17 protein-coding genes and 1 riboswitch are annotated in these 18,012 nt (G+C 55.7%); of the genes, 1 reads left to right on the top strand and 16 read right to left on the bottom strand.

The window, feature by feature from the left end:
* Positions 1–126: 126 nt before the first annotated feature.
* The 12 genes from wecB to ychF form a co-directional block, all read right to left on the bottom strand.
* Positions 127–1,269 (bottom strand): non-hydrolyzing UDP-N-acetylglucosamine 2-epimerase, encoded by a 1,143-nt coding sequence (gene wecB / locus PV433_RS09110; RefSeq protein ID WP_332071848.1) that lies wholly within the window; start codon positions 1,267–1,269, stop codon positions 127–129.
* Positions 1,270–1,291: 22 nt separating this feature from the next.
* A complete protein-coding gene (gene upp / locus PV433_RS09105; protein WP_190929214.1) occupies positions 1,292–1,921 on the bottom strand; it encodes a uracil phosphoribosyltransferase in 630 nt (209 codons plus the stop codon).
* Positions 1,922–2,205: 284 nt separating this feature from the next.
* Positions 2,206–3,453 (bottom strand): serine hydroxymethyltransferase, encoded by a 1,248-nt coding sequence (gene glyA, locus PV433_RS09100; protein ID WP_332071847.1) that lies wholly within the window; start codon positions 3,451–3,453, stop codon positions 2,206–2,208.
* Positions 3,454–3,511: 58 nt separating this feature from the next.
* Positions 3,512–4,129: a TIGR01440 family protein gene (locus PV433_RS09095; protein WP_332071846.1), complete on the bottom strand. Its 618-nt coding sequence runs from the start codon at positions 4,127–4,129 to the stop codon at positions 3,512–3,514.
* Between the two features lie 48 nt (positions 4,130–4,177).
* A complete protein-coding gene (rpiB, locus tag PV433_RS09090) occupies positions 4,178–4,636 on the bottom strand; it encodes a ribose 5-phosphate isomerase B (RefSeq protein ID WP_190929211.1) in 459 nt (152 codons plus the stop codon).
* Between the two features lie 169 nt (positions 4,637–4,805).
* A riboswitch (ZMP/ZTP riboswitch) is annotated at positions 4,806–4,886 on the bottom strand.
* Between the two features lie 102 nt (positions 4,887–4,988).
* Positions 4,989–5,570, bottom strand: coding sequence for a low molecular weight protein arginine phosphatase (locus PV433_RS09085; protein WP_332071845.1), 582 nt, complete (start codon positions 5,568–5,570; stop codon positions 4,989–4,991).
* Between the two features lie 96 nt (positions 5,571–5,666).
* The gene (locus tag PV433_RS09080; protein WP_332071844.1) at positions 5,667–6,233 is read right to left on the bottom strand and encodes a manganese efflux pump MntP; all 567 of its coding nucleotides are present in this window, start codon (positions 6,231–6,233) and stop codon (positions 5,667–5,669) included.
* A 68-nt stretch (positions 6,234–6,301) separates the two neighbouring features.
* Positions 6,302–7,363, bottom strand: a complete 1,062-nt coding sequence (locus PV433_RS09075; RefSeq protein WP_442951493.1) for an L-threonylcarbamoyladenylate synthase — start codon at positions 7,361–7,363, stop codon at positions 6,302–6,304.
* A 153-nt stretch (positions 7,364–7,516) separates the two neighbouring features.
* On the bottom strand, positions 7,517–8,308 hold the full coding sequence (gene spoIIR, locus PV433_RS09070) for a stage II sporulation protein R (protein WP_332071842.1): 792 nt from the start codon (positions 8,306–8,308) through the stop codon (positions 7,517–7,519).
* A 73-nt stretch (positions 8,309–8,381) separates the two neighbouring features.
* Positions 8,382–9,275 carry a peptide chain release factor N(5)-glutamine methyltransferase gene (gene prmC, locus PV433_RS09065; RefSeq protein ID WP_332071841.1) on the bottom strand — a complete coding sequence of 298 codons (894 nt, stop codon included), beginning with the start codon at positions 9,273–9,275 and terminating at the stop codon, positions 8,382–8,384.
* Positions 9,276–9,282: 7 nt separating this feature from the next.
* Positions 9,283–10,350 (bottom strand): peptide chain release factor 1, encoded by a 1,068-nt coding sequence (prfA, locus tag PV433_RS09060; protein ID WP_190929205.1) that lies wholly within the window; start codon positions 10,348–10,350, stop codon positions 9,283–9,285.
* Between the two features lie 84 nt (positions 10,351–10,434).
* Positions 10,435–11,535, bottom strand: a complete 1,101-nt coding sequence (gene ychF, locus PV433_RS09055; RefSeq protein WP_332071840.1) for a redox-regulated ATPase YchF — start codon at positions 11,533–11,535, stop codon at positions 10,435–10,437.
* A gap of 721 nt (positions 11,536–12,256) precedes the next feature.
* Between ychF and tadA the strand changes: the two genes are divergently transcribed.
* On the top strand, positions 12,257–12,763 hold the full coding sequence (gene tadA / locus PV433_RS09050; protein ID WP_332071839.1) for a tRNA adenosine(34) deaminase TadA: 507 nt from the start codon (positions 12,257–12,259) through the stop codon (positions 12,761–12,763).
* A gap of 181 nt (positions 12,764–12,944) precedes the next feature.
* Here tadA and PV433_RS09045 read toward each other — a convergent pair whose 3' ends face one another.
* From PV433_RS09045 to PV433_RS09030, 4 genes are all read right to left on the bottom strand, one after another.
* Positions 12,945–13,886: an aldo/keto reductase family protein gene (locus tag PV433_RS09045; RefSeq protein WP_332071838.1), complete on the bottom strand. Its 942-nt coding sequence runs from the start codon at positions 13,884–13,886 to the stop codon at positions 12,945–12,947.
* 125 nt (positions 13,887–14,011) lie between these two features.
* A complete protein-coding gene (locus tag PV433_RS09040; RefSeq protein ID WP_332071837.1) occupies positions 14,012–15,487 on the bottom strand; it encodes a methyl-accepting chemotaxis protein in 1,476 nt (491 codons plus the stop codon).
* Positions 15,488–15,779: 292 nt separating this feature from the next.
* Entirely contained in the window at positions 15,780–16,469 is a 690-nt protein-coding gene (locus PV433_RS09035; protein ID WP_190929200.1) for a Crp/Fnr family transcriptional regulator, read from the bottom strand.
* A gap of 123 nt (positions 16,470–16,592) precedes the next feature.
* Positions 16,593–17,693: a GIY-YIG nuclease family protein gene (locus tag PV433_RS09030; RefSeq protein ID WP_332071836.1), complete on the bottom strand. Its 1,101-nt coding sequence runs from the start codon at positions 17,691–17,693 to the stop codon at positions 16,593–16,595.
* Positions 17,694–18,012: the final 319 nt, after the last annotated feature.

The following is an 18,012-nucleotide window of genomic DNA, read 5'->3' as shown; positions in this document are numbered from 1 at the left end:
ATCAATATAAAATCAAACATTGTGTGAACAGGAAACATATCAACCCTTGTGCTTCAACGGTTCCCGGATTCGGAGAACCATACAGTGTACAGTTGCGCTGTACGGTTCTCCCTCTTTATTTCGACATTATATGCGGAATGGCTCGGGAGCTTGTCCACGCTTGCCAAAATGATGCAAAATAGCGTCGACGATCCGCTCGGAAGCGCGTCCGTCTCCGTAAGGGTTCGCCGCTTTGCTCATTTGCTCGTAAGCCGCCTTGTCGCTTAGCAGCGTTTTGGCGCGCTCGTAGATGAGCTCCTCGTCCGTTCCTACGAGCTCCAGCACCCCGGACTCGACTCCTTCCGGACGTTCGGTCGTATCCCGCAGCACGAGCGCCGGGATTCCGAAGGAAGGCGCTTCCTCTTGAATGCCGCCCGAATCCGTAAGAATGAAATGCGTATGCGGATAAAAGTTATATAGATCGGTCACGTCTAACGGATCGATCAGTTTGATCCGCTCGTGCCCGCCGAGAAGCTCGTGCGCAGGCCCCTTAACGGCCGGATTCGGATGCACCGGATACACGATGGCGATATCGTCAAACTCGTCGGCGATCCGCCTGATCGCCCGGAATACCCGTCTATGCGGCTCGCCAAGCGATTCGCTGCGGTGAGCGGTTACAAGTACGAGACGGCGTCCTTTCGCCCAATCGAGCACCGGATGGGTATACCCTTCCTTCACGAGATGCGACATCACGTCGGTTATCGTATTGCCCGTCACGTAGATGGACGATTCCGACTTGTTTTCTTTACGCAAGTTGTCGGCAGACCAGTCCGTCGGAGCAAAATGCAAGTCCGCCAATACACCCGTAAGCTGGCGGCTCATCTCTTCCGGATACGGGGACATTTTATTCCACGTGCGCAGCCCGGCCTCAACGTGTCCGATCGAGATTTTCTGCATAAACGAGGCATAGCTCGCCAGAAACGTCGTCCCGGTATCGCCGTGCACCAGCACGATATCCGGCTTCGCTTCCTTCAGGACCGGCTCCAGTCCTTGGAGGACGCGAATCGCAACTTCGTTGAGCGTCTGTCTTTCCTTCATCACGTTCAAGTCGTAATCCGGCTTGATTCCGAAAATCTCCATAACCGAATCGAGCATCTCCCGATGCTGGGCGGTTACACACACCAAAGATTCGATCTGCTCGGTACGCTTGTTCAGCTCCAATATAAGCGGCGCCATCTTAATCGCTTCCGGCCGTGTGCCGAAAATCGTCATTACCCGAATGCGGCTCATGCTTCGTTTCCCCTTTTTCGGTTTATTTCGTGCCGAACAGCCGGTCCCCGGCATCTCCCAATCCCGGTACGATATAGCCGTGATCGTTTAGACACTCGTCGACGGCAGCCACGTAAATGTCAACGTCCGGATGGGCCTCTTGTACAGCCTGAATACCTTCCGGTGCGGCGATTAAGCACATCAGCTTGATCTGATTGCAGTCCCGTTTCTTCAATACTTCGATAGCGGCGTTAGCCGAGCCTCCGGTCGCCAGCATCGGATCGATGACGATCAGCTCGCGCTCCTGCACATCTGTAGGCAGCTTCACGTAATACTCGACTGGCTGCAGCGTATCCGGATCGCGGTACAAGCCGACATGTCCGACTTTGGCGGCGGGCAGCAGCTTCAGGATGCCGTCTACCATGCCGAGCCCCGCACGCAATATGGGGATAAGGCCGAGCATCCGGCCTGAGATAATTTTACTCTCGGCCTTTTGTACCGGCGTTTCCACTTCTACGCTGACAAGCGGAATATCCCGCGTAATCTCATAGGCCATAAGCGTCGCCACTTCGTCCACCAGCTCGCGGAAATCTTTTGTGGTCGTGTTTTTATCCCTTATGTAAGTCATTTTGTGTTGAATCAGCGGATGATCACACACGTAAACCTTGCTCATAAACGTCCTCCCGGGCAGCATCCGTCGGTACGATCGGCGTCGAATGCTTGTTGCATCTGGTTTTTCCTGTCGAAGGCGAACCTTGTCTATTATATCACTGTACGTATCTCGTTGCACGAAACTTTTGCCCGCTCCCGGCGCGCTTTAAACCGCATTTAGCATTCCCTAAATTCCGGGATCTACTACATTCTCCTCAATCCGATGGGCCACATTCTACAAGCGGCGTTCGAACGAAAAAAGAGGACCGCAAGTTAGCGGTCCCCTTCAACGGATTGCTTATCATTTTAATAGCCAAGTCCCGCGTAGAGCGGAAATTGAGCGGTCAAGTCTTTCACCAGGCCGCGTGCTTCGTTATGAGCCGATTCGCTGGTCGGGTTTTTAAGCGTCAGCGCGATGATCTTCGCGATCGTTTTCATCGCCGCTTCATCCATGCCGCGGGCAGTGGCCGCCGGCGTACCGACGCGCACGCCGCTTGTAAGCATCGGCTTGTTCGGGTCAAACGGAATGGCGTTTTTGTTACAAGTAATGCCGACTTCGTCGAGCAGATGCTCAGCGTCCTTGCCGGTCAGATTGATATTGCGCAGATCGATCAGCATCAAATGGTTGTCCGTACCGCCGGACACCAGATCGAGTCCTTCGGCGAGAAGCGCTTCAGACAACGCCTTGGCGTTGTTGACGACCTTTTGCGCGTATGTTTTGAATTCCGGCTGCAGCGCTTCTCCGAGCGCTACCGCCTTAGCGGCGATGATATGCATCAGCGGACCGCCTTGCGTGCCCGGGAATACAGCTTTGTCGATCGCTGCCGCCCAAGGCTTGCGGCACAGAATCAATCCGCCGCGCGGACCGCGAAGCGTCTTGTGAGTCGTTGTGGTCACGAAGTGTGCGTGTGGAACCGGATTCGGGTGAAGACCCGCAGCAACAAGACCTGCAATGTGAGCCATATCGACCATGAACAAGGCTCCAATATCATTCGCGATCGAAGCGAGCGCTTCAAAATCGATAATGCGCGGATATGCGCTTGCTCCGGCTACGATCATTCTGGGACGATGCTTGAAAGCGGCTTTACGCACTTCGTTGTAGTCGATGCGGGAATCCGTCTCGCCTACTCCGTAGGCTACGAAATTATACAAAATGCCGGATGCGTTAACCGGGCTGCCGTGAGTCAAGTGGCCGCCATGGGCCAGATTCATGCCGAGTACCGTGTCGCCCGGTTTCAAGGCCGCCAGATAAACCGCCAGGTTCGCCTGGGCGCCGGAGTGCGGCTGAACGTTGGCATGCTCTGCGCCAAACAGCTCTTTCGCGCGGTCGCGAGCGATATCTTCGACGATATCCACGTATTCGCAGCCGCCATAGTAACGTTTGCCCGGATATCCTTCCGCATATTTATTAGTAAGTACGGTTCCCATAGCTTCCAGAACGGCCTGGCTGACAAAGTTCTCGGAAGCGATCAGCTCGATTTTGTCGCGCTGACGGCCCAGCTCCAAATTCATCGCTTCTACAATCTTAGGATCGGCTTTACGCAAATGTTCCATAATATTCAGTTCCTCCCGCTATATAGTAGTAAGGTGTATAATCATAAAATCTTGCAGACTAATCACAAAAAGTACCGCCGCCGCCCTTCAGATCGGGCTGTTCCAGCTCGTATACGGCTCTAACCCCGCCGATCAGCTTCGGACGGGTATAAGCCATGGTGACGTGAGCATGACCGATCGTCCTTACCGACGGACGTGCCGGAACGGCAACGCGGCGAAGATGCATGCCGATCAGCGTATCGCCGATATCCAATCCGGCGTGTGCTGCGATCGTTTCGACGACACAAGCGTCCCGCAGATGGCGGTAAGCGTATGCGGCCATTGAGCCGCCGGCCTTGCCCACCGGCACAACCGATACTTCCTCCAGTTGAGGATAGGAGCGCAGCATCTCCCGCTCTACGACAAGCGCGCGGTTCAGATGCTCGCAGCATTGAAAGGCGGGATAAAAGCCGGCTTCCCGACGCACGGTATCGACAGCCCGAAAAATATGCTCCGCTACCGCTCCGGTGCCGGACGTTCCGATTCGCTGGCCGATCACTTCACTTGTGCTTGTCCCAATCACGACGATCTGACCCGGCCGTATGCTGCCCGCCTGCACCAGTTCGCGAAGAACCTGCTCCACGTCTGCGCCAATCTGGACCAGATTCGGCCCTTCTTCCTTCTGCTTGCTACTCACGGAAAGCCGCTCCCCTTCCGTCTGCTTCAGCCGAGCCTTTTACCGGCTTTATGGATGAAGCGCGTATTTATCTTCAAGCTCTTTGATTTTGCGAATCCGGTTTTCATGCCGCGGTCCTTTGGAAAAATCGGTTCCGATCCACACCTTCACAATTTCGAGCGCAAGCCCAGGTCCGATCACCCGTTCCCCCATAGCGAGCACGTTCGAGTCGTTATGCTCGCGGGTCGCTTTCGCCGAGAACAAATCGTGCACGAGCGCGCAACGGATGCCCGGCACCTTGTTGGCGGCAATCGTCATGCCGATCCCCGTTCCGCATATAAGGATTCCCCGATCCGCCTCTCCCGCAGCCACTTTCTCGCACACAGGCACAGCATAGTCCGGATAATCGATGGAATCGGAGCAATTGCAGCCGAAATCCTCCACCTCATGCCCTTCCGATTTTAATACAGCCACGATCTCGTCCTTCAACCGGAAACCCGCGTGATCCGCACCGATTGCGATTTTCATTCGTGCTACCTCCGTTCCTGAAGTTAGACTTGCGCCTGGTACAAGTTCAAAATGCCCCCGGCGATCACGCCCCGTCTCCGGGATATGCCGTCAGCTTTGACTTTGTACTAGTATAACCGACGGAAAGCGAAAAAAGAGCATGACTTGCGTTCCACGTGGAAACGCCGCTGCTCTTTGCCCAGGCGACCGGCCGTATTCCCCGATGCTCCATTGTGGTAATCTCCACTTGTCGCCAGTTACATCGGAGTCCTTACTCTTACCTGTATCATAACGCATCCTGTCAGCGCTGTAAAGACGGAAGAACTGTCTCCGCATCTGCTGCCACTCCGGGCGGGCAACTGCCCGCCCGCGGTTAGCCCTGCGCAAGCTTGCGTATCAACCTCACCACATAAGACTCGATCTCGTCCGCGCATTGCTCGTAGATTTCCTGATCCCCGCCGAACGGATCGGCTATATCGAAATCGGGCATCCCGAGCCCAAGCTGCTTCGCCCGGCGAAGCTCGTCCTCCGTAATCGTCTGTCCGAGCGCCTGCTTGATTTGCAACTCGGAGTGAAACCGCTGCTGCTCCGCAACCGTTTCCGTAACCGAAGGGTCGTCCTCGGCAAACTCTTTGAGCGTGTACACTTTATCCGCAGATTCCGGATACCGGCGAAGGATCGTCTGCTTGTGCCCGGTCGTCATCGTCAGAATCAGATCCGCCCAAGCTATCGTCTCTCCGGAAAGCGCGCTTGAAGTCAGGCTGCCCGCAAATCCCCGGCTCCGCAAAATGTTGGCGGAATGCTTCGAGATCGGCGAACCGTCCCAGGCCGATACGCCCGCCGAACGGGCTTCGGTGTCCAGCCCTGCCTCCGCCGCCAGCTTGCGAAATAAACCTTCCGCCATCGGACTGCGGCACGTGTTGCCCGTACATACAAATAAGATCCGTTCGTACATCCGTCTCCCCCGCTTTCCCGCTTCTACATGTCAGTCAAGTGTAGTTAGGCAGCCACGACCGGCAGATTACGCATCTATTGTACCTCATGCACTCGTTTATATCAAAAAACGGATACCAAACGCCAGCAGGATCACTCCTCCGAGCGCCTCCCCATACTCTCCGACCCAGTGTCCGGCCCTGCGGCCGAGCAGCAAGCCGAATACGGACATCACGCCCCCGAACAAACCGAACATTAGGACGGTGAAAGCCAGGTCGGTGGAAAACATGCCGAGCGATACGCCAACCGACATCGAATCGATGCTGACGCTGAATGCGAAAAAAGTCAGTCCCCATAACGTGCGATGATCGATCGGTTTTACCTCTTGGCCCCGAAGCGAGCTGAAAATCATATGGCCGCCCAGCAGCACCAGAAGCCCCCCGCCGGTCATCGTGGCGACGTCGCCGAGCAGTGAGCCCAGATAATGGCCCATGAACATGCCGGCGAGCGGCATGACCACATGGAACAACCCGATGATCAAACTGATTTTAGCAATATCCAGCAGCCGTACCCCTCTTAACCCGATGCCGATTCCGAGGGAAAAAGCATCCATCCCGAGAGCAATACTCATAACGACTATCGTGATCAGTTGCCCCATCTCGGCCGCAGTTGCCAGCGCTGTCATGATATCACCCCGTGTCCACAATGTTCCTAACCAACATATGCGGACAATCCGGGAAACATTCTAGCTTGTCATACTTGTACGATCCGGTGGCCGGCGGCTTTGTTCAGCCGGTTCATCACGGCCAGTCCGATCCCGTCCGAAGACGTATACCCGTCGGCCCATATTAACGTAATCCCTGCTTCGTCAAATTGCCGCAGTGCGGCATACAACTCCCTGGCGGCAGCTTCCATATCGTCTTCATGGCCGCAACGGACGACCCGATCGGCTTCGTAGAGTTCCGTACGCTCCGCGGTGGTTAATACCCCCGTCCGCTCGCCGGACTGTTTCGCTTCCGCCAGCAACCGGCGAATATACGCCGCCACTTCCCCGGGTTCTCCCTGCACGAGTGTCAGCTTGCCCTGCGGCGCATAATGGGTATATTTCATTCCGGGCGAACGGGGGGCGAGCGCTTCTTCCGCTGCGGTCTCCACCGTCACTTCCACGCCGGGTGCAGCGTGTCGCATGTCGGCAACCGTTACGCCGCCCGGTCGCAGTACGCGGATTCGACTGCCGCCGGCTTCAACGGCGACGACTGTCGACTCGACGCCGACACCGGCCGGGCCGCCGTCGACGATGCCGCCGATGCGGCCGTCCAGATCGTCGCGGACGTGGGAGGCCAGCGTCGGGCTTGGCCGCCCCGAACGGTTGGCGCTCGGCGCCGCGACGGGACATCCGGCCGCGCGGATCAGCTCGAGCGCGACCGGGTGGGCGGGCATCCGCACCGCCACCGTGGACAGTCCCGCCGTGACGCGGGGCGACACCGCACCGGGCTTGGCCGGCAGCACCAGCGTGAGCGGTCCCGGCCAAAAAGCCCGCATCAGCTGGCGAGACGTATCGTCTACATGCCGGACCAGAGCGTCCAGTTGTTCCTCATCCGCTATATGCACGATCAGCGGGTTGTCGGACGGACGGCCCTTCGCTTCGAATATCGCTTCCACCGCGGCCGTATTCCCGGCATCGGCACCGAGGCCGTATACCGTTTCCGTCGGAAACGCGACCGTACGTCCCCGAGCTATCCAGCTTCCCGCTTCTGTCAAGAAAGGATGCGCCGAGGACGCATCCGATTGTACTTTCCATATTGTCGTATTCATTCGTTTCATCCCTGCTTTACCGAGTTCGGGGGTCCGGGGGTCCGGGGGTCCGGCACTCCCGATTATTGTCCTTGCCATTATAGCGCGGATCGGCAGGACTGTCACGCCGCATTCGATAAGCACTGCCAAGCTTGCAGATAATAATAGATGATATTAGGCCACTGCGCTTTTCACCGAGCCGATCATTTTCTTAAGCACTTCCCATACAAAAAACTTCAGCTCCGGTTCTTCTGCGCCCTCTTCGTCCGAAGCGGCTGCTTTGCCAGCGTCTTTCTTGCTTGCTTCCGGTTTAGATGCTTCCGCTTTGCCCGTTTCTATCTTACCGGTATCGGCCTTGCTTGCAAGGGATTTAGCTGCGCTCGCCTTACTCGTACCCGTTTGGTCGCCAGCTTTGGCTGCTGCTGCAGGCTCCTTCGGCTCTTCCGTCTTTTTCGCCGCTGCGGTACCGGTTTTGCCTCCCGCGAAGCAGAGCGGCGGGAACAGAACGCACCACCAGTTTTGCCCTTCTCCTTTGCCCAGCGTAATGCGGAGCGCTTCGTAGTTGCCTGCCGGATATACTTGATTGCCGTATACTTTGGCCGGGAACGGTACTTGCCCAAGCTCGACCTTGTAGTCGTAGCTGTATCCGTTGTGCGTTAGCACTTCCTGCACGAGCGCTTCCAGCTTCGGCAGATGAGCCCGGACAACGTCCCTCGCCTCTTCAATATTGCTTGGCTCGCCTGCCCATCTACTAATCTCACGCGAAACCTCGTCCCGCAGCAGCATCTTGACCAGTTGATCGTCAGGAGCGTCGGAATTGGCTAATATACGCAGCCGGATCGCTTCCTCCGGAATACCCGACTCGAGCAGAGCCGCTTGCGTCCGGTTCGAATCCCAGCATGTCATCATAACGATAAGTGCAAATCCTACTAACCAATAAGAGCGAAAAGGCAACCGTTTCACCATAAGTAACAACCCCTCTTTCGTCTTCCTGGTACCCAGTATGGACAGACGCGAGGGGTCTTAAACTATGAATCTATTAAATTTTTGGCGAACCTATTACATGACGCTCGATGCCGGCCAGGTCGTTCACGATCTCGATCCGCTCCCAGCCGCCGCTTTCCCGGATCAGCTCCGCCACCTGACGGGCCTGCCCGCTTCCGACCTCGAATCCGATAACCGCCGGCCGCGAGGGAAGCTTTCCGGTCTGCTCCACAATGCGCCTATAAAACCGCAAGCCGTCAGGCCCTCCGTCCAATGCGAGATGCGGTTCATGCTCCCTTACTTCCGGCTGAAGGTGCGGCATATCGCCGCTCTCGATGTAAGGCGGATTCGATACCAGAATGTCGATGGTGATCCGTTCCCGAATATACGGCTCCAGCAAGTCCCCTCCGTAAAACCGGACACGGTCGCCCACTCCGTTGGCCGCCGCATTCGAGCGGGCAACCTTAACCGCATCGGCCGATATATCGGTAGCCGTTACGTCCCAGGTTGGACATTGGACGGCTATTGTGACGGGAATCGCCCCGCTTCCGCAGCCGATATCGGCGACAAGCGGCCGGCCACCCGGCCACAACCGGCGGCCGACCGCGACGATCCGCTCCACCAGCAGCTCTGTCTCCGGACGAGGGATGAGGACGGCCGGAGTAACACGGAACGGCAGCCCGTAAAATTCCTGCTCCCCTGTAATGTATTGCACCGGCTCTCCCTTCGCCCTCCGCGTCAGCACCTCGCTCCAGCGGTCCCGGCACTCCTCGGGGAACGGCTTGTTCCAGCACATAAAAAACTCGCTGCGGCTTACCCCGAGCACGTGCTGAAGCAGCCATTCCGCGGCCGAATTGTGATCCTGGACGCCTTGCTCAAGCAAAAAAGAAGAAGCCTGCAAACAGGCTTCCCGGATCGTCGTTGCAGCGGCAAATTGCGTATCGTTCATAACCGCCTTACTCTCCTTTTTCCAGCAGCTCGGACTGGGCTTCCAGCGTGAGCGCGGAAATGATCTCTTCCAAATCGCCGTTCAGCACTTGATCCAGCTTGTGCAGCGTCAGCCCGATCCGATGGTCCGTAATGCGGCTCTGCGGGAAGTTGTAGGTGCGGATCCGTTCGCTTCGGTCTCCCGTCCCTACTTTGCTTTTCCGCTCGCCTGCGTACTTGGCATCCTCTTCCTGCTTCAGCTTGTCATACAGTCTCGCTCTCAGCACCTGCATCGCTTTATCTTTGTTCGAGTTTTGCGACTTTCCGTCCTGACAGGAGACGACGAGTCCGGTCGGAAGATGCGTAATGCGGACCGCCGACTTCGTCGTGTTCACCGACTGCCCTCCGGGACCGCTGGAACAAAACGTGTCGATACGGAGATCGTTCTCGTGGATGTCCACCTCGATCTCCTCCGCTTCCGGCATAACCGCCACGGTCGAGGTCGACGTATGGATACGCCCTCCCGATTCCGTCGCCGGAATCCGCTGCACCCGGTGCGCGCCGCTTTCGTATTTCAACTTGCTGTAGGCGCCCTTGCCGCTGATCATAAAGACGATTTCCTTAAATCCGCCCAGATCGCTCATGCTCGTATCGAGCACTTCCGTCCGCCACCCTTGCCCGTCGGCATAGCGGCTGTACATCCGATACAGATCACCCGCGAACAAGGCCGCTTCGTCTCCGCCAGCCGCACCGCGGATTTCGACGATAACGTTTTTGTCGTCGTTCGGATCTTTGGGCAACAGCAGCACTTGAATGGATGATTCCAACTCGGCTTTCCGTTCCGTCAGTTCGTCGAGCTCCATCTTGACCAGTTCGCGCATCTCATCGTCCAGCTTCTCGCCAAGCATCAGCTTGGCCGCTTCATACTGCTCGGAGACGCTTCTATATTCCGTATACGCCTGATAGGCGTCCTGCAAGTCGGATTGCTCCTTCGAATAGTCCCGAAGCCGCTTCGAATCGTTAACGACGTCCGGATCGCAGAGCAACTCGCTCAGCTTCTCGTACCGGTCCGCCAATGCCTGCAGCCGATCTAACATTCCGCCTTCACCTCCTTGTTCCTCCCAAAAGGGCAGAACGCCGTAGAAGGCCAGTTCGAACTCTTTTGGGGGCGACCCCGCAACTTACACGTTAAAACGGAAATGCATGACGTCCCCGTCCTGCACCACATATTCTTTCCCTTCAAGCCTCATTTGCCCTTTTTCCTTCGCCGCGTTCATCGAACCGCTCGTAACGAGATCGTCGTAAGAGACAACCTCGGCGCGGATAAAGCCCCGTTCGAAGTCGGTATGAATGACAGCCGCCGCCTGAGGCGCCTTCGTCCCTTTGCGGATCGTCCAAGCACGCACTTCCTGAACGCCCGCCGTAAAATACGTATACAACCCGAGCAGCTTGTATGCGCCGCGGATCAGACGGTTCAGACCGGACTCCTGCAGTCCCAGCTCCTCCAGGAACAGCTCCTTGTCTTCGCCTTCCAGCTCGGCGATCTCCGATTCGACCTTCGCGCTGATCGGCACGACTTCCGCGCCGCCCATAGCCGCATATTCGCGCACTTTGGCCACATACGGATTGCCGTCGGCGTTAGCCGCTTCACTCTCGCTTACGTTCGCCGCATACAAGACCGGCTTCATCGTCAGCAGATGCAGGTCGCGTACGATCAATTTATCCTCGTCGGACAGCTCGACCGCACGGGCCGGCTTATCTTCGTACAACGCCGCCTTGATCCGCTCAAGCACTTCTACTTCCTGGGCGTATTTTTTGTCGCCGCCCTTCATATTTTTGCGGGAACGGTCGATCCGCTTCTCCACCGACTCGATGTCGGCGAGAATCAGCTCGAGGTTGATCGTCTCGATATCGCTGATCGGATCGACTTTGCCCGATACGTGAGTGATGTTATCGTCCTGGAAGCAGCGGACGACGTGCACGATTGCATCGACTTCGCGGATATGAGCCAGAAATTTGTTGCCGAGTCCTTCTCCCTTGCTCGCTCCCTTGACAAGACCGGCAATATCGACGAATTCGAAAGCGGTCGGAACGATCCGGTTTGGAACGACGATGTCGGCCAGCTTCTGCAGTCTCTCGTCCGGTACTTCTACAACGCCTACGTTCGGATCTATCGTACAAAACGGATAATTGGCCGATTCGGCACCCGCTTGGGTAATTGCGTTAAACAAGGTCGACTTGCCGACGTTCGGAAGTCCGACTATGCCTGCTTTCAATGCCATGAAACGAAACAACTCCTCATCTTCCAATCTGAATACTCCCATCATTATATAGCACGCCCGGACTATATACAATCAGGCTCCGGCTGGAAGGAAGAGAGCTGGGGAAAAAACCGCGCAGCAGGGCATTTGGCCTGCATCCGTTGTATCCCTGGCATGGCCGAAAACGGCCCCTTATCCACAGTCTATTCACAGGTCTGTGGATGTTATCCTCATTTTATCCAAAGGTTATCCACATGTTAACAACAATGTCTGAATATTTTGAACTTCCCATCTATTTTTTCGAAAATTCTCTACCGGTTGGAGCACGCCCGCTTCCTATTTTCATGCATAGGGTCAGACCGATTTTTGCGATTTCACCGAACATCCTCCGTTGCCTCTACTTCCCGCGTGATCCGCTGTCCTGACCGTTTTGGAAGGACCGGCCAATACGGATTCGACGAGGCTCGACGGCGATTTTCAGCTTATCCGGAGGACGAAAGGGCCCTGAGTCCGTTCATCCGGACTACTTGCCAACGCCAGCCTTGATTTCCAGGAAGATATTGCCCTAAAATGATGAGAAAACGTATATTTGTGGTACAATATCCCCAGCCACACCGTTGTTATCTACAGCTCCGAACGACTTATGCACAATCTTATCCACAGCATGTTAACAAGAATAAATGTTCGCCGTTAGACGCCCGCTATCCACATGGGAATAACGGAACGGAAAAGGATCGAATCGATGGACTTTTATGAGGATAATCACGAATTATGGATGGAAGAAGCGATAAAGGAAGCGAAAAAAGCGGAGGAGCTGAAGGAAGTTCCCATCGGGGCGGTGATCGTCAAGGAAGGGCGAATTATCGCGCGAGGCCACAATCTGCGGGAAACTACGCATGACCCGACCGCTCATGCGGAGATGATCGCCATCCGGGAAGCGAGCGAAGTGCTTGGCGCTTGGCGGCTGCTGGACTGCACGCTGTACGTGACGCTTGAGCCGTGTCCGATGTGCGCCGGGGCGATCGTGCAGGCGCGCGTCAAAACCGTCGTGTATGGGACCTCCGATCCGAAAGCGGGCTGTGCGGGAACTCTGATGAATCTGCTGCAGGAAGACCGGTTCAATCACCGGACGGAGCTTGTAGACGGGGTGCTGCGTGAGCGGTGCGCCGGGCTGCTCACCGACTTCTTCCGCAGCTTGAGGGGGAAACCCGCTGCTGCTGAGGTGTCTACTCCGATCGAACCGGCTTAAGCAGCCTGTAGGTGTAGCGTTCGCGATGATAATCCAGTACCCGAGCTATTGCGAAAAGGCCGCCACCCTCTATCCAGGTGGACGGCCTATATTCCGGTTGTGCAGCTATCCCCGCAGCTGCCTGCCCCCTCCGCATGAAAAATTTCAAACGGAGCAGACCATTCTGATCGGGCGAAATCGCTTACGCTAAAATAGCCTCAATCTTCTTCAGCGCCTCAGCCGGCAAAACGACTCCCGACGCCTTCACATTCTCCTCGATCTGTTCCGGGCGGCTCGCTCCGATAATGGCGCTCGAGACGTTCGGCTGGCGCAGTACCCACGCAAGCGCCAGCTGCGACAGCGTCAAGTCCAGCTCGCCCGCTACCTCGCCAAGGCGTTCCACGCGAGTCAGGTTATCCGCAGTGAGGTAACGCTGTATCGCTTGTCCCGCACTGGCGGCCCGGCTGTCCTTCGGCACCTCGGCTCCAGGTTTGTATTTGCCGGAAAGCACCCCTTGTGCGAGCGGCGAATACACGACTTGACCGATGCCGAACTTCGTACCGACCGGAATGATCTCCTGCTCGATATCCCGCCTTAGAATACTGTAGGGCGGCTGACTCGCTACGATCCGGTCGAGCAGCTTGCGGTCCGCAATCCCGACCGCCTCGGTCATCATCGAAGCCGTCCAGTTGCTGACGCCTACATACAACACTTTGCCTTGCCGCACCAGATCGTCCATTGCCCTCAGCGACTCCTCGATCGGCGTCGACGGATCGATGCTGTGGCAGTAATACAAATCGATATATTCCATCCCAAGCCGCTTCAGACTTGCTTCGCATTGCTCCATAATATGTTTGCGCGACAACCCCCGGTCGTTCGGACCGTCGCCCATCGGCCCCCATACTTTGGTCGCCAGAACGTAGGAATCGCGCCGGTTGCCGCGCAGCGCTTCGCCGACTACGCGCTCGGCTTCGCCCTTCATATACACGTTGGCCGTATCGAAAAAGTTGATGCCCGATTCGACAGCAAGCTTGATCGTTCCTACCGCATTTTGCTCCTCCACATAACCGCCGTACGTCAGCCAACTGCCCAGACTGATCTCACTTACTTTCAGCCCGGACCCGCCCAATCTCCGGTATTGCATCCTTTTATCCCTCCCGAACCGTCTCTATAGCCAAAAACCGGAACCCGAACGTCCCGGCTCTCCCCCGATTGTAGCATACCGCCCGGATGCCTGCCCACAGCTAACGGCAGATTGTCCGCCGCAAATTAGACGACCATCCGTTTCACTTTCTCATCCGTCTCGCGAATGTTCAGCTGCATTTGTGTATTCTGCTTAAGCAGCGTCTCCAGTGTAGCCGACAGCTCCTCCAAGGTGGCCGAGGACTGCTGGCTTACCGCAGCGAAATGCTCGGTCGATTCCTGGATCGACTCGGTAGCGCTTCGGATCGACTCCATCATCTCAGAGTAACCGACCGACATCTCATTAAGCTCGGTAACCGATTCGCTGATCTCCTGGAACGATTGACGCGTCTCCAGTACAGTAGCCGCGTTGTGCTTCATCTGTTCAGCGATGACGCTCATATTGCCGCTTGTAGCCGCGGCATGCTTCGATACTTCGCCGAGCTTCTCCGATATTTCCTCCGCCGACCGGCGGCTCATCTCCGCCAGCTTGCGAATTTCCTGGGCTACGACGGCGAAGCCTTTGCCGCTTTCCCCCGCCCTGGCCGCTTCGATGCTGGCGTTAAGCGACAACAGGTTGGTCTGTTGCGCGATCTGGTGAATCGATTCGTTGAATAACGTGACTTCCTGCAGGGTCCCGGTCAGCTCGGCGATCGTGTTTGACATCGTTTCGATGCTTTGCTGGAATTCCGTCGTCACCCGGAACATCGTATCCATCTTGTCGCTGCCTTCCATACTGCGATCTCTCGCACCTTCCGTTTTGTGCTTCAGCCCGATGATCGATTGCAGCATGCCGTTGACCTTATGCCCGGTCTCCTGAACCGAACGGTTAATGGACAGCGTAGAGTCGACCTGGCTGTTCGCACCGTCCGCAATTTCCTGGAACGCCGTATTCATCTCCGTGAACGACGCATTATTCTCTACGCTCGCTTGGGCGATTAACGTCATATTGGACGAGATGGCCGCCGCGCCTTCCAGTAGCCGTTCCTTGTCCTCCTTCTGCTGGGACAGCAGCTTGACCGTCTCGCTCCCGAACGCTTCCATCCTTTTGCTCATATGCATAGCCGTACTCAGCAAAGCGATGATCATGGAGCAGATCAGCACGTAGTAGATGAGGATCGTCGTTTCGTTACCGGCTATGCCCGGGACTGTATGTTGAGCCAACAAAAAATAAGCCAGCAAGGAAGAACTGGCTGCCAGACTGACTACAGTTGGCCATACGCTCATATAAACCGCACCCAGCAACAGTCCGTAGTATACGCTGAAAATATTGCCGATCGACTCACTTTGCAGAGCGGTGGTGAACGAAATGGCGGTGTTGCCGATAATCGCTATGTAAGGCAGAACGTACGGGTACCGTTTCGTAAAATGCAAAAACCCGAATACGGCTAACAGCCCGATCAGTAAGCCCATAAGCAGTCCCGAATTGTCCGCATCCTGGGAGGCGCCCGACAGAGCCAAAATACTCGTTAACGCCAGGAGACACGTAACGGCCAATGCGATAAAAACGACCGTATTTTTTCTCCTCATGACTTGCAGTTTAATCGACTTTTGAATATCCATGATGTCACTTCCTGCCGAATCGTATTTTTTTATACCTGGTACAAATTCAGAGCTAAAGATGTGGACTGAAAAAGGGGAGTTGCCGTTGGCAATTTCTTTTTAATTCATAGATATACAGTGAAATTGTACCTAGCCTACTCGAAATTAGTCGAATATGCTAGCGCTTTCAATAATCGCGGCGATAACATTACAAGCGGGTTTCGGTTTATTAGCCCCCTTATACCGGAAGAGTCAATCTCATAACGCGATCAGCGACCGTATTGGCCGGCAGCCGCCCGGTATGAAATTGACTCTAATCGACGATTTTATTAACCAGCCCTTCCATGCTTTCGACACGAATCATCTTGTTGCGGATGGAAATGATCCGGTCATCCTGCAGTTCCTGCAATACTTTCGTAACCGACTCGCGCACCGTACCGACCATATTGGCGATTTCCTGATGCGTCAGCTTGATCGAGATCTGGATGACCCCCCCCGCCTTCGGCTCCCCGTACTCCTTGGAGAGCTGGTGCACGATCTTTAAGACGCGGGTGCGTACATCGAGGAACGTCAGATTGCGAATCTGCTCGTTCGCCCGGCGAAGCCGATTCATCGTAATTTCCAGCAGTCTCATGCACAACCCCGGATTGCGGTCGACATATTCGTAAAAGGTGGACCGTTTGAGCGTATAAATCACACATGGCTCCAGCGTCTCGGCATTGGCCGAGCGGGTGCTGCCCTTCTCGATGATCGACATCTCGCCAAAAAAATCCCCGCTTCGGAACAGAGCGAGCGTGATCTGCTTGTTGTTATCGATTCGGTATATTTTGACCGTTCCGGACCTGACGATGAAGAGTTCTTCGCCCTCGTCCTCTTCCAGAAACAAAATCGTATTTTTCTTATACTTCCGCTCGAAAAAAAGGGCCGATATGCTCTTCAGCTCCTCCTCGTTCAAATCTTGGAACAAAGGAATCTTACGGATGAGAGCGGCCACCTGCTCCATGGAAAAAATCCCCTCTTCTCTTCGTATTCAGTGTCCATTCCTGCACCCCTTATCATACCATGAAGCGCCGGTTTTGGTATAGATCTCCTCCTTCGCGTCAAGCCCGCTGCTCTGCTCCCCGCCTCATACAACGCCCTGCTCCATACGAAGCCCGCTGCGGTACGTCATATTCCGCTCGCAAATATCCAGTAGATGACGTTTCGGTCCCTTGACCGGAACCGTTATTTTGGCGGGCAGCCCCTGGCTCTTGACCGCTTGCCTGAGCGGCTCTGCACGTTCCGCATCGTTCGTGACGATCTCGACACGGCCTTCGGTCGATACCATCCGGAGCAGCTCCTCCGCCCAATCCCCGGTTTCCGGCACCGCCGCCTCTACCCGGCGCTCCACGAAACGGCTGCGAAGCATCCCGTATTCGATCGGAGCCGCAAGCAGCATATCGCCGTCGAACAACAAGACGATCTGGCAAAAATCGCGAGGGATGTTAACCGCCTGATCATCCAGCATGCTTTTTAGCGTATTGGACCTCGTGTACAGCTCCTTCGCCTTCTCGAATTGCAGCTTCTCCGAGCATTCCTCCATGGCCGTGACCATCTCTGCCGGAATCGCCCGGACGTCCGACAGCAACCGGGCAGCGCCAACCACACGTTCGTCGTACTGCTCGGCCGACTCCAACTGCTCGCAGATCCCTCCGCAAGTTTCGAAATAGTAGCGCATGCACAGACGCCGCTCCAAAGGCTCGCATGTCCGCAGCCGGTAACGGGCGATCGCGAACTCCAGCGAATAATTGCGAAATACCGGATTCGGAAACGGTCCGATCAGCTCTCCGTCTCCGCAACTCTCCGCCTTCGACTGCGGGGTTAGACGGTCCTTATCGACCGCAACGAGACGGGGAAGCGGCTCCCGCATGACCGCAATGTACGGATACACGGAGGGCTCTCCTTTCTTGGACCGGTTATACGGAGGGAGGTAGTGCTGAATCAGATTAGTCTCCAGCGAGAAGCTTTCGTTTTCATTTCGGACGATCATAATTTCGATGGAGGCGATCTGCTGCACCAGTCTGGCCGTTTTCTCCCGGTCCGGCTTGGAATGGAAGTAAGACGCCAATCGTTTGCGCAAATTAATCGCTTTTCCGACATACAGCAGTTGGCCGTGTTCATGAAACATCAAGTAGCATCCCGGTTCCTCGGGATATAGGCTCGGTTCGAAACGGAACGGGCTTCCCATCGCATGTTCCTCCTTCCCCTGCGTCGAATTCCGGGTCTGTCCTCTATCTGTTAGCAATTCGGCTGCCGTTCTTGACTTCCTCCTATCCGCCGGTTTTTATTTTTTACCCTAGCTTACATTAAATGGTTCCATATCCCAGTAATGTTGACATTTGTGAGACGTCGAGAGATAATAAATGCAATACGAGTGGTAGGACTGGGCATTCCGTTTCATTTCTGAAACGGGGTGCCTTTGCGCTTATATATGGCGATTTACATTTAATGGATGTGAAGGAGGTGGTGCCATGTTCCGCTAGTCATACAAGCCGGGTAACCGTTTT

The sequence above is a fragment of the Paenibacillus sp. GYB004 genome (genome assembly GCF_036577605.1).
GTDB classification, from domain to species: Bacteria; Bacillota; Bacilli; order Paenibacillales; family NBRC-103111; genus Paenibacillus_AB; species Paenibacillus_AB oceani.
Note: the sequence above shows the minus strand (reverse complement) of the source record. Positions and strands in the feature narration are given on the sequence as shown.